This window comes from Aestuariivirga sp., from assembly GCF_020252395.1.
In the GTDB taxonomy this organism is placed as follows: Bacteria; Pseudomonadota; Alphaproteobacteria; order Rhizobiales; family Aestuariivirgaceae; genus Aestuariivirga.
Window position 1 is genome coordinate 25,622 of the sequence record NZ_JADCDB010000002.1, and the last position, 12,443, is coordinate 38,064.

Annotated in this window: 12 protein-coding genes; all 12 read left to right on the forward strand. The window is 61.7% G+C overall.

What is annotated here, in order from left to right:
• The first annotated feature begins 311 nt into the window (after window positions 1-311).
• The gene (locus IOC82_RS01435) at window positions 312-2,234 is read left to right on the forward strand and encodes a glycosyltransferase (protein ID WP_290544393.1); all 1,923 of its coding nucleotides are present in this window, start codon (window positions 312-314) and stop codon (window positions 2,232-2,234) included.
• Between the two features lie 13 nt (window positions 2,235-2,247).
• Window positions 2,248-4,164 carry a hypothetical protein gene (locus tag IOC82_RS01440; RefSeq protein ID WP_290544394.1) on the forward strand — a complete coding sequence of 639 codons (1,917 nt, stop codon included), beginning with the start codon at window positions 2,248-2,250 and terminating at the stop codon, window positions 4,162-4,164.
• A gap of 65 nt (window positions 4,165-4,229) precedes the next feature.
• Entirely contained in the window at window positions 4,230-5,132 is a 903-nt protein-coding gene (gene chlG, locus IOC82_RS01445) for a chlorophyll synthase ChlG (RefSeq protein WP_290544395.1), read from the forward strand.
• Complete coding sequence (locus IOC82_RS01450; protein ID WP_290544396.1) at window positions 5,129-6,442, forward strand: BCD family MFS transporter; 1,314 nt, start codon at window positions 5,129-5,131, stop codon at window positions 6,440-6,442. Before chlG ends, IOC82_RS01450 begins: the two co-directional genes overlap by 4 nt.
• A 4-nt stretch (window positions 6,443-6,446) precedes the next feature.
• Entirely contained in the window at window positions 6,447-7,634 is a 1,188-nt protein-coding gene (locus tag IOC82_RS01455) for a geranylgeranyl diphosphate reductase (RefSeq protein ID WP_290544397.1), read from the forward strand.
• Entirely contained in the window at window positions 7,631-8,119 is a 489-nt protein-coding gene (locus IOC82_RS01460; protein ID WP_290544398.1) for a TspO/MBR family protein, read from the forward strand. The genes IOC82_RS01455 and IOC82_RS01460 overlap by 4 nt, the downstream gene beginning before the upstream one ends.
• A 7-nt stretch (window positions 8,120-8,126) precedes the next feature.
• Window positions 8,127-8,429, forward strand: coding sequence for a hypothetical protein (locus tag IOC82_RS01465; protein ID WP_290544399.1), 303 nt, complete (start codon window positions 8,127-8,129; stop codon window positions 8,427-8,429).
• Window positions 8,430-8,457: 28 nt separating this feature from the next.
• A complete protein-coding gene (locus IOC82_RS01470) occupies window positions 8,458-8,853 on the forward strand; it encodes a cytochrome c family protein (RefSeq protein WP_290544400.1) in 396 nt (131 codons plus the stop codon).
• 38 nt (window positions 8,854-8,891) lie between these two features.
• Entirely contained in the window at window positions 8,892-9,908 is a 1,017-nt protein-coding gene (gene fni, locus IOC82_RS01475; protein WP_290544401.1) for a type 2 isopentenyl-diphosphate Delta-isomerase, read from the forward strand.
• A gap of 125 nt (window positions 9,909-10,033) precedes the next feature.
• Complete coding sequence (locus tag IOC82_RS01480) at window positions 10,034-10,978, forward strand: IS1595 family transposase (protein ID WP_290544402.1); 945 nt, start codon at window positions 10,034-10,036, stop codon at window positions 10,976-10,978.
• A 5-nt stretch (window positions 10,979-10,983) separates the two neighbouring features.
• Window positions 10,984-11,817: a hypothetical protein gene (locus IOC82_RS01485; protein WP_290544403.1), complete on the forward strand. Its 834-nt coding sequence runs from the start codon at window positions 10,984-10,986 to the stop codon at window positions 11,815-11,817.
• On the forward strand, window positions 11,810-12,376 hold the full coding sequence (locus IOC82_RS01490; protein ID WP_290544404.1) for a PIN domain-containing protein: 567 nt from the start codon (window positions 11,810-11,812) through the stop codon (window positions 12,374-12,376). Before IOC82_RS01485 ends, IOC82_RS01490 begins: the two co-directional genes overlap by 8 nt.
• The last annotated feature ends 67 nt before the right edge of the window (window positions 12,377-12,443 follow it).

A 12,443-nucleotide genomic window follows, 5' to 3' on the forward strand; every position in this document is an offset into this window, starting at 1 on the left:
TTGTCATGTAGCAAGAGCGTTGCAAAAGCGTTGCAAAAGCGTTGCCGCCGTAGCCCCGCGGATGCCCGGTCCCATGCAACAGACTCATGTCGCCGCCGGAGCACTCCGGTTGCGCGTGTAAAGGATTGCAGGAGGCGGTTGCATATCTGCATAACTGGCGCTTGATTCGAATGACACCGCGATCTGTCAAATCAGCACGTCAGTTTTTCGCGCTTTCGCATGTCATGGCTTGTTGCCAACCGTCAATTCACTTGAGAAATGCAACCTGTGAGCTAAGAACCTTTCTCAAAGGAATGATCTTCGGAACTCTCATGTCAGCGGATCTCGTGTCGTCAGAGAACAGTTTGGCCTTGTCCCACGAAAACAGCAGCGCAGGCGGGCCTGCCGAGCAAGATCAAGAGGTGGACCTCGGTACACCTCACGATGACGGAGAGCGGCGAGAGCGGTCGCCGAAGCCGCATCTGAATAACTTCGTGTATGAAGCCATCGCCGCAAGCGCTCTGCCCAAGCCCGACATCGACGTGCCGCTCGTCCGCCACTTTGCCCAATGTGCCGAGGATGTGATTGTCGTCGCCCTGTTGCAATCCCTGGCACAGGAGCGCGGGCTTGAGCTTTGGCGGGAGCGCTATCTGGAGATCGGTGCGAATCATCCAATTGCCACGAGCGCGACCTATCTGCTGAGAGAAGAACTTGGCATGCGTGGCGTCTTGGTCGAAGCCAATCCCGCGCTGATCGACGACCTCAAGGCGGCTCGGCCAGGCGATACAATCATTCACAGCGCCGTAGTGCCCAAGGATGGCGACACGACCGAGCTGTTTGTCTCTAACAACAGCGAGCTGACGTCTCTTTCCCGCTCGTTCGTGGAGAATTGGGCAGGTGGAACCGTCGGATTGAAGAAAGTCGAAACCGTTCCGGCGATCCGCATGAATGCGCTTCTGGAGCAACGCTTTGCCGTTCAGGCCCCGATCTTCCTCTCTGTCGATGTCGAAGGCCTCGATCTGGAATTGCTGAAGGACGTGGATTGGGACCGTTGGCGACCGCTAATTGTGCAGGCTGAACCGTCCGAGCAATTCATCGCCGACAATGCCCGGCAGATTGCCGGCTTCATGAAGTCCCGCGGCTACGTGCCATTGGCGCGTACGCCCGTGAACCAAATCTTCCTGGATAGACGCGCCCTGCGGACCGATCTCCGGCACGCCAATAGTCCCGTTTCAGATCGAAGCAAGAACAATGACGTGGCCGCCCTCAGTGTCGGCGTGGTGATGCGTACGAAGGATCGAGCCGTTCTGTTGCGTCGTGCACTGGAGAGCGTCAAGAGCCAAAGCCACGCCAACTGGCAACTAGTGATCGTGAATGACGGTGGCGATGAGGCGCCTGTCGATTGGCTTGTCGGCCAGATCTTCCAGCATGACGAACGAGTGACCGTCATTCACCATGCCGAATCCCGGGGCATGGAAGCTGCCTCCAACGCCGGGCTGGCCATCCTTAATACCGAGTATGCCGTTATCCACGATGATGACGATAGCTGGGCGCCCGAATTCATGTCTTCTATGACCGCTGCAATCACCCGACAGCGGCAAAGATTCGCATCAATCAGGGGCATAGCCTGCCGCGTCAACGCAGTCTTCGAAAACGTGGTTAGCAACGAGATCATTATCGAGCGAGTGAAGCCTTGGAAGTCTTCGCATTCAGACTCACTTGAAGAGGGTTTTCTCAGCATTCAGAAGATGCTGGTAAGAAATCAGTTCCCGCCAATTGCTTTCATGTTCGAACTGGAGTCGGCTCGTGCCGCCGGACTATTCGACGAGAGCCTGCCTGTACTTGGCGATTGGGACTTCCACACCCGGTTCCTGCTCAAGTATGACATCTGGGTTCATGCTGAATACCTAAGCTTTTATCATCACCGGGAAGCGGCCAAAGGGGCTCTTGGCAACACAGTGCATGCAGGCGCTCATCTTCACCGGCTATACGGTCAGAAAATCCGCAATGATCGAATTCGGGCTGCTGCCGGACAAGATGGGTGTAATCTCATGCTCATGATGATTCCGATGGAAGTTCAGGAGCACACCCAGAATGAAATCGGCGACGTGCTTTGGAAGCTGCGCCATATTGGCGACGAGAACCGCCCTTCTTCAATCAAAAGGATGCTGGTCTCGCTCTGGGACAGCTTGCCGCCCCGCGTGCAGAAGGGAATCGAACCCTTTGCGGACTGGGTGGACCGGGTGGTGAAATAAGCCGATCCGTCCAGTGACCATATTCGATCTCATCTCATTCGACATCTTCGATACGCTCGTGCATCGCCGGGTGGGGGCGCCCGTCGATATCTTCGAAGCGGTTCGCCTTTCGGTTTTCCAGAAGCCGATTGCGCTTCTGAATCACGACCGGCTCTTGGCCTTCTGCCAGCAACGGGTTCAAGCGGAACGCGAGGCACGTGAAGCGCGCGTGGCGCGCATGGGCGATGACGGCGAAGTTCTGTTCGACGAAATCTACGACTGTTATCAGGAGCTGTCGGGTTGCAGTTCCGAATTGCGGAATCTGCTGCAGCAGACCGAACTGCGCATGGAAAGGACGTTCCTCTTTGACAGCCCGGAAGGCATGGTAAAATTCGAGGAACTCAAGCCGCAGGCGCGGCAGCTGGCCTTCTTGTCCGACATGTACTTGCCGTCAGAATGGCTGCGGCAGCTGCTGGTGGATCTGGGTTTCCAGGGCGTGCAGTCGGTGCCCATCTTCGTCTCCGGTGAGGAGCGCCGGAGCAAGCACGCCGGCGGATTATATGACGTGGTGCGCGACCGCCTGAAACTGGCAAAGGGGGCCCGCTGGCTGCATGTAGGCGACAACCCCCATGCCGATGTTGCGAAGGCGAGGGCACACGGCATCGAAACCCTGCATGCCCAATGGGCCGAAGTGGACAATCGGTGGCTTCCTTCAAACCCGCCGCGCAGTGAATATCTTGTCCGCAGCATCGTTAAGTTCTTGTCGCAGCCACAGTCCCGAGGTTCATTCCCGGACGAACCCTATGCGGCTATCGGTTATCAGAGCTTCGGTCCTGCCATATTTGGCTTCATGTTGTGGCTTCTGGCCAAAGTGCGGGAGACCAAGCTCGGGAAGCTGGTCTTCGTCGCCCGCGACGGGTGGTTGCCATTTCAACTCTTCCAATCGTTGCGGCATGAGGTTGGCCTCGGTGACGTTGGGGCGTCTTATATCCACTTTTCGAGGCAGGCAGGGCTTCTCACTGGCATTAAGAGCTGGGATACTGATCGGTGGTGGCCACTTGATGGCCGGGGAAAGCGCGTGATTGATGAAGTGATAGCTTCGGTCGGACTTGACATCGCCGGTCTTACTCACTTGCTGGAACGGCATGGGCTCAAGTCGGGAGATGAAGTGACAGCTGAAAGACGAGATCCAGCGCGCAGGCTGCTGGCAGAGTCTTTTCAATCTATTCTTACGGCATCCCGGCACAAGCGTGAAAAATTCGCTCCTTATTTGGAGAGTTACTTCATTCCCGGCGAGAGGACGGGGATTGTCGATATTGGGTGGAACGGAAGCATTCAGAGATATCTCGGTGAAAGCCTGGACGGCCGCTACTTCAAGGAACAGTTCACAGGATTGTTTCTTGGCCTGCACTCCACTGCAACTATAGACCGGGACAGGGGTTTGAAGATGCAAGGCTGGCTTGTGGATTTTGGGAATCCACCGCACGTCCAGCAGTATTTATTTGCGGGTGGCGTGGAACTGCTGGAATTCGCGCTCACCGCCGATCACGGCACGACCTTGGGCTTTGCCATTAACGAGCAGGGTGGTGTCGAACCGGTGCTGGAGGAGCTTCAGCCCGGGGAAGCGATTTACCGTGAGCGGGCCATGAAAGTGCAGGCGGGCATTCGCAAGTTTGTCGATGATTACCGGTTTCTGCTCCGCGAATTTGATCCTGCGGTGATCTGTTCGACCGCATGGAGCCTCCCGTTTGAGCGTCTGGTTCTAGATCCGAGCAGACGCGAAATCGACTTGCTGGCGGACCTCACGCATTCGGACGCCGTGGGCCATACGTCGTCGCGCATTCCGCTGGCTGCGCGGCAGGGGCTGAGAACCCGGTGGTCGCCCGGCGCGCTGGCGCGGGCACGCGAAGCGTCATTCTGGAAAGCCGCCTTCGACCGCCTGAACCGGTAGTTGGCTGCGGAGCGAATGTCAGAGATAGTTGACACATTAATGTGTCAGCCATATCCTTCCCGCCCATGGCGAACCTGGCTTCCACCCGGACTGCTCCCTCCCTGCCGCAGGCTGCGGCGGTGGTGCGGTTGCTGAAGCCTGTGACGTGGTTTCCGCCCATGTGGGCCTTTGCCTGCGGGGCGGTGTCGTCCGGGGTTTCGCTTGGCGACCGTTGGGGTTTGGTGCTGGCGGGCATGGCGCTGTCCGGCCCGCTCGTCTGCGGCGCCAGCCAGGCGGTGAATGACTGGTTCGACCGGCATGTGGACGCCATCAACGAGCCGGGGCGGCCGATTCCGTCTGGCCGCGTTCCGGGGCGCTGGGGGCTTTATATCGCGATCATCTGGACCGCGGTGTCGCTGGCGGTGGCGCTGGCGCTGGGGCCTGTCGTGTTCTGGGCGGCCTCGTTCGGCATGGCCATGGCCTGGGCCTATTCCGCGCCGCCCTTCCGGCTGAAAGCGAATGGCTGGTGGGGCAATGCCGCCGTGGGCCTGTGTTACGAGGGGCTGCCGTGGTTCACCGGGGCGGCGGTGCTGCTGGCGGGGGTTCCGGGCTGGCCCATCGTCACGCTGGCGCTGCTCTATTCGGCGGGTGCCCACGGCATCATGACGCTCAATGACTTCAAGGCCATCGAAGGCGACACCAGGATGGGCGTGCGCTCGCTGCCGGTGCAGCTGGGCGTTGAGGGTGCGGCGCGCACTGCCTGCGCGGTGATGGCGCTGCCGCAGCTGGCGGTGATCGGGCTGCTGTTCTTCTGGGGCAAGCCCCTTCATGCGGCGGCGGTGCTTGGCCTTCTCGCCGTGCAGCTGGTGATGATGAGGCGCTTCCTGGCACAGCCCGTTCAGCGGGCGCTGTGGTATTCGGGGCTCGGCGTCACGCTCTATGTGTCGGGCATGATGGTGAGCGCCTTTGCGCTGAGGGCGCTCGCATGATGTCCTGGGCGGGCATCGCGCGCTTCGGGCTGGTGCAGGCGGCGCTGGGCGCCATCGTGGTGCTGACGACCTCGACCATCAACCGCGTGATGATCGTGGAGCTGGCCCTGCCGGCGATCGTGCCCGGGCTGCTGGTGACCTGGCATTATGCGCTGCAGGTGCTGAGGCCGTCGTGGGGGCATGGCTCCGACAGGGGCGGGCGGCGCACGCCGTGGATTATCGCCGGCATGGGCGCGCTGGCGCTGGGCGGCTTCGGCGCGGCGCTCTCGGTGCATCTCATGGGGCAGAACATGATGGCGGGGACGGTGGCGGCCATCCTCTCCTTCACGCTGATCGGGGCGGGCGTGGGGGCGGCGGGCACGTCGCTCCTCGTGCTGCTGGCTGCCCAGGTGGAGGAGCGGCGGCGCGCCGCGGCGGCCACCATCGTCTGGATCATGATGATCGCGGGCTTCATCCTCACCGCCGGGCTCGCGGGGCACTTCCTCGATCCCTTCTCCAGCGAACGGCTGATGGCGGTGGCGGGCTCGGTCTGCGCCGGGTCCTTCCTGCTCACGCTCGTTGCGGTGCGCGGGCTCGAGACCGGCCGCGTGGCCGCGGCGACGCAGGCGGACAAGGTTCCCTTCGCCCGGGCCATCGCCGAAGTCTGGGCGGACCGCGCGGCGCGGCGCTTCGCCATCTTCATCTTCGTGTCGATGCTCGCCTATTCGGCGCAGGACCTCATCCTCGAGCCCTTCGCCGGCCTCGTCTTCGGGCTGACGCCGGGCCAGTCGACAAAGCTTTCGGGCGTGCAGAATGCGGGCGTTCTGCTGGGCATGGTGCTGGTGGGCGCGGCCTCCACGCTTCTGCCGCGGCTGATGACGCTGAGGAGCTGGACCGTGCTCGGCTGCATCGGCTCGGCGCTGGCGTTGATCGGCCTCGTCATGGCGGCGAAGGTTGGGCCGGGCTGGCCGCTGCGGCCCTCGGTCCTCGCGCTGGGCTTCTGCAACGGCGTGTTCGCGGTCGCCGCCATCGGCTCGATGTTCAGCATGGCGAACTCGGGCGCCGCGCGCGGCGGCGTGCGCATGGGGCTGTTCGGCGCCGCGCAGGCCATTGCCTTCGGCATCGGCGGCTTCGCGGGAACGGCGCTGGCCGACCTCTCGCGCCTGGCGTTCGGCTCGCCGGTGATGGCCTATGCGACGGTCTTCGCGGTGGAGGCGGGCTTCTTCATCTTCGCGGCGGCGCTGGCCGCGGCGGTGGGGGCGAAGGACGGATTCGGACAGGCGGCAAACCCCCTGGTGCTCGCGGCGCGCCACCAGGCAAGCGGGAGTTGATCTCATGCTGGCGGAAACGGTGTATGACCTGGTGGTGGTGGGCGGCGGCCCTTCCGGAGCCACGGCCGCGCATGACGCGGCGAAGGCGGGCCTGTCGGTGGTGCTGCTCGACCGGGCCGGGCGCATCAAGCCCTGCGGCGGGGCCATTCCGCCGCGCTGCATCCGCGACTTCGAGATTCCGCCGGAGATGCTGGTGGCGCGCATCTTCTCCGCCCGCATCATTTCCCCCTCGGACCGCAAGGTCGACATGCCGGTGACCAATTCCTATGTCGGCATGGTGGACCGCGGACCCTTCGACGAATGGCTGCGCGAACGCGCCGCGGAGGCCGGGGCGGAGCGGCGCACCGGCACGTACGAAAGCTTCTCGCGCGATGGCTATGGCACCGCCACCGTCCATTACAAGGACAAGGACGGAAAGGAAGCCAAGCTGCGCGCCCGCTGCGTGATTGGCGCGGATGGCGCGCTGTCGCGCGTCGGCAAGGACACGGTGCCGGGCGCCCACAAGATCCCTTACGTCTTCGCCTATCACGAAATCATCGAGGAGCCCGGGACGCGCTCCGCGGAATATGAGCCCGACCGCTGCGACGTCTATTACCGCGGCAGCCTGTCGCCCGATTTCTATGCCTGGGTCTTCCCGCATGGAAAGACCATGAGCGTTGGCACCGGCAGCGCCCACAAGGGCTTCTCGCTGAAAGGCGCTGTTGCCGATCTGCGCCGGCAGATGGGCTTCGATGGCCAGACCATCCGCCGCGAGGGCGCGCCCATTCCCATGAAGCCGCTGAAGCGCTGGGACAATGGCCGCGACGTGGTGCTGGCGGGCGATGCCGCGGGCGTGGTGGCGCCCTCTTCGGGCGAGGGCATCTATTACGCCATGCTGGGCGGCAGGCTGGCGGCGGATGCGGCGATCGCCTTCCTGAAGACGGGTGACGCGCGCCAGCTCGCCACCGCGCGCAAGCGCTTCATGAAGGAGCATGGCCGCGTCTTCTTCATTCTCGGCATCATGCAGTATTTCTGGTATTCGAGCGACAAGCGCCGCGAAAGCTTCGTCAAGATGTGCGAGGACAAGGACGTGCAGCGCCTGACCTGGGAATCCTACACGGAGAAAAAGCTCTCCCGCAAAGGCCCCATGGCGCATGTGAAGATTTTCCTTAAAGACATGGCGCATCTTCTGGGCATCGCGCGCCCCACATGAGCTGGCCGGCGGATTTCCTCTGGCCGCTGGGCATCGCCTCGGTGGCCGCCATCGTGGTCGCCATCGCCGGCGCGGTGCTGACCGAGACCGGCCCCTGGTACGGCAATCTGAAGAAGCCCTCCTGGAAGCCGCCGGACTGGGCCTTCGGGCCGGTGTGGACCACGATCTTCGTCTTGACCGTGATCGCCACCGCGCTCGCCTGGCAGGCCGCGGCGGGAACGGGCGCGCGGCCGCTGATTTTCTGGGCGCTCGCCATCAATGCCGTGGTCAACATCGCGTGGAGCGGCATCTTCTTCAAGCTGCGGCGGCCGGACTGGGCGCTGCGCGAGGTGGTGCTGCTGTGGTGTTCGGTGCTGAGCCTCGTCCTGGTGCTCGGTTCGGTCTCGGCTTGGGCGGGAGTCCTGCTGTTGCCTTATCTGCTGTGGGTGTCGGCCGCCTCCGTCCTGAACCTGCGCATCGTTCAGATGAACGGGCCTTTCGGGTGACCGCGCCATGGAACAGTTCGTGGCAAGCGGCCAGGTTGCGACGGTGATGCTGGTGGTCCTGGCCATCGAGATTGCCGTCGCGGGCTACTACTACTCCCGGCGGAAGCAGAGGACGTTCCTCCTGTTGTCCTTCGTGGCGAATGGCCTTTCCGGGGCATCGCTGGTGCTGGCGCTGCGCGCCGCGCTGCAGCAATCGGGATGGCTCTTTGTCGCAATCTACCTCGTGGGGGGACTGCTTGCGCATCTGGCCGATGTGGTTCTAAGACTTTATTGCACAAGACATGCTGACGGCGTGCCTTCGACCGAGTGACCGACAACCCCCCTTGAAGGAAATTCCGATGATCAAGAAAGCCGTTTTCGCCGCACTGGCCTCCGCCGTGCTGTTCGCCGCTCCGGCCCTCACTCTTCCGGCCCATGCCGCGGGCGATGCCGCCGCCGGCGCGAAAGTCTTCGCCCAGTGCAAGGCCTGCCACGAAAACGAGAAGGGCGTGAACAAAATCGGCCCGACGCTGAAGGGCGTCGTCGGCCGCAAGGCCGCCTCGGCGCCGGATTTCAAGTATTCCGCCGCCATGCTCAAGAAGGGTGAGGAAGGCGTGGTCTGGGACGAGGCGACCCTGACCGCCTACCTGCCCAATCCCAAGGCCTATGTGCCCGGCACCAAGATGGCCTTCGCTGGCCTGAAGAAGCCCGAGGACGTGGCCAACGTCATCGCCTATCTCGCGGCCCATCCCTGACCTCCCGGCCCGCATGACGGGCTCAGGCGTATGACCGCATGAGCGAGATCGAGCGCCGCAAGCGCGACCACATCGACGTCGTGCTCTCCGGTGCGGCACGCCATAGCGGGCCCGCCGGCTTTGACGCGATCCGCTTCCGGCACGATGCGCTGCCGGAGGTGGATTACGAAGCAATCGACCTCTCCACCTCGTTCCTCGGACGCCCGCTGCGGCTGCCGTTCCTCGCCTCGTCCATGACCGGTGGGCCGGAGGTTTCCGACCGCATTAACCGCGCCATCGCGGAAGCCGCCGAGCAGATGGGCTTTGCCATGGGCGTGGGCTCGCAGCGCATTTCGCTGACGACGCCGGACCGCTCCGGCCTGGGGCCGGAGCTGCGCCGCATCGCTCCCTCCATCCCGATCTACGGCAATCTTGGCGCCATCCAGCTCGTCAACGGCATGGGGATCGGGGAGGCGCGCCGCGCGGTCGAACAGCTCGGGGCGGATGCGCTGATTCTGCACCTGAACTCGGTGCAGGAGGCGGTGCAGCCCGGCGGTGACCGCAACTGGTCGGGTGTTCAGTCAGCGATCGGAAAGCTGTGCCGGGCACTCGGCGTGCCGGTCATCGCCAAGGAAGTCGGCAGCGGCATCTCCGGCACGGTGGCGCGGCGCCTGGTCGATTGCGGCGTGGCGGCGATCGATGTTGCAGGCGCGGGCGGCACCAGCTGGGCCGCCGTGGAAGGCGCGCGGCTGGCGGGCGCTCCGGAGCAGAACTTCGGCGAGATCTTCCGCGACTGGGGCATCCCGACGCCGGTGTGCATTGCCGAAGTGCGGGCGGCCTGTCCGGACGTTCCCCTCATTGCCTCGGGCGGCATCCGCCACGGCCTCGACGCCGCCAAGGCCATCCGGCTGGGGGCCGATCTGACGGCCCAGGCGGCGTCACTTCTGCCCGCCGCCATGCAGGGCACGGAGGCCGTGGTGGCCCATGTCCAGTCCTTCGCCGGCGCGCTCCGGATCGCCTGCCTGGCGACGGGGTCGAAGCACCTGACGGCGCTTCGCGGGGCGGCGTTGCTGTAGCGCAGCGGACGGTCATACGGTATCGCAATGTGTTCCCCCCCCCCCCCCCCCCCCCCCGAGGAGGGGAATTATATACTTGACAAGTACGCCCCGGACTCCTAAAAAGGACCCAAGGAGTTAGTTTAATGTCCATTTTTTCCGCCCCGCATTTCCATAACGAAGCCGCAGCGATTGCTCGGCTTGAGGAAATCGTGTGGCCGGAAGGCCCGCATTGCCCCCGCTGTGGCGGCTTCGACCGGATCACTCTGGTGAAGGGTGGCCGTGCAGGGCTTCGCCGCTGTGGCCCCTGCAAGCGCGAGTTCACCGTGACGGTTGGCACCGTCTTTGAGCGCAGCCACGTCAAACTGCATCTGTGGTTTCAGGCGGCTCACCTGATGGCTTCTAGCAAGAAGGGCATCAGCGCCCACCAACTGCACCGCACCCTTGGCGTTACGTACAAAACCGCCTGGTTTATGGAACACCGCCTGCGCGAAGCGATGGCGAACGGCTCCATCATCCCTCTTGGCGGCGAAGGCAAAACCCTAGAAGCCGATACCACCTACATTGGCGGCAAGGAAAAGAACAAGCACAAGGTCAAGCGCGCTGAGAAGCCCCAGATCGGCGGCATGGGCAAGCAGATCGTCCATACGCTGGTTGAGCGTGGCGGCGCTGCGCGCTCTCACCACATTCCGTCCATCAGCGGCAAGACCCTCCGCCCGATCTTGAACAAGCACGCCCACCGCGCCTCCCATTTCATGATAGACACGGCTGGCGGCTACTATCAGGTCGGTAAAGAGTTTGCTTCCCACAGCATGGTGGACCACGGCATCGACGAACAAGTGCGCGGTAACGTCCACAGCAACACCGTTGAAGGCTGCTTTAGCGTCCTGAAACGCGGGATTGTGGGTACGTTCCACCACGTGAGCGAGCAGCACCTTCACCGCTATCTCGCAGAGTTTGACTTCAGGTACAGCAACCGATCCGCTTTAGGGGTCGGAGATGAGGCTCGCGCTGATCGTGCACTTCGTGGTATCGTTGGGAAGCGGTTAACCTACCGGGACTCGTCAGTTCCCGGCACCGCAAGAGAGTAGGAACGGTGGCGGAACGGGTTAAAGTAACAGTCCGCGCGTCTGGTGCGCATCCTGACGTCCTGACGATTCTGGACGCCATGCGGCAAGTATTGGATTTTTTTCAGCTTCTTGCCAAAGAAGGTGAGCCGGGAATCGAATGGCGGTTGTCCAAAGCAAGCACCAATAGCCCCTTCTACATCGTAGGAGAGGCTGTCAGTCTTCATGCCGGTGTTGATGTTACAGTTGTGGCGAGATCTCAGAAACAGGCGCTGGAACACAGTCTTCGTGACATTGTTTCTAATCGTCTGCCCATTGATCCATTGTTCGACATCAAAATTGCCAAACGGTTTTTTGAAAGAAATACAAACGGCATAGGCGTAACTGAAATTGACTTTGAGACTGGTGATATAATCAAAGTTACCCCTCAAGTAGCACGTCAGGCAGTTGAAACGATTGTTAGACAACCTGAAAACGCCCTTTACGAGTTTGTCCGCCCAACAGAGGAAGTAGGGTCCATCGAGGGGACTCTTTTCTACGTTGGAACTCATCGGAAAGCGCCAGCAGTGCAGATCATTGACTCTCGTACCAAAGAGAAAGTGTGGTGCAGATTGAGTGCCGAACTTGAGCGCAGCTTCGATGGCAAGACTACATTTGACGATGTGTGGAAACACCGCCGTGTACGGATTAGAGGGCGAATTAAATACAAAGATGACGGCGCAATAGACTACGTTCTCTCTAGCGACATTACGAAAATAGTCGAGCGCCAAGTATCTCTCGATGAGATACAAGACCGTGAGTTTACGGGCGGATTGTCTGTAGTCGAATACTTGGATCGGTTTAGGGACGGTTCTCTTGGCTGACAAGCCCCGCTACTACTGGGACGCCTGCGCATGGATTTCTTTAATCCAGAAAGAAACGGGCAGATTTGAAAACCTCGCCTACGTTATTGACGAGGCAAAGGCGGGGAGCGCTGAGATATGGACGTCATACTTTACCCTTGCTGAGGTGTATAAGCGCCCCTGCGGACACCCGACTGCCAGTGGCCTTGCACCCGACGAGGATACTGTATTCGAGGCCTATATCCTTCAGGATTTTGTTCAACGGGTCCAAGTTGATTTTGACGTGGGCGTGCTTGCGCGCCGACTCTTGAGGACATACCCAACCATTGTTAAGCCGCAAGATGGCATCCACTTAGCCACTGCACTGTTAAACAATATTGATGAACTCCACACGTACGACCGCGAAAATCTTTTAGGTTTGTCTGGGCAAATCAAACGCCAAGATGGCGGAAAATTATTGATTAATGCACCCCCAAAGCGCCCGCAGCCCAAGAAGGCACCAGCGCCGCTATTAGAGGGGTTGGAGAAAGAACTTGATGAAGAAGGCGACCAAGCCGCCAGCGGAAAAAGTGCGGGCTGACAGCCTTGCGCAGTCTGCGGCATTCATCGCAAAGGCCGAGGAACTTGAAGCCGATGGCGACGAGTCA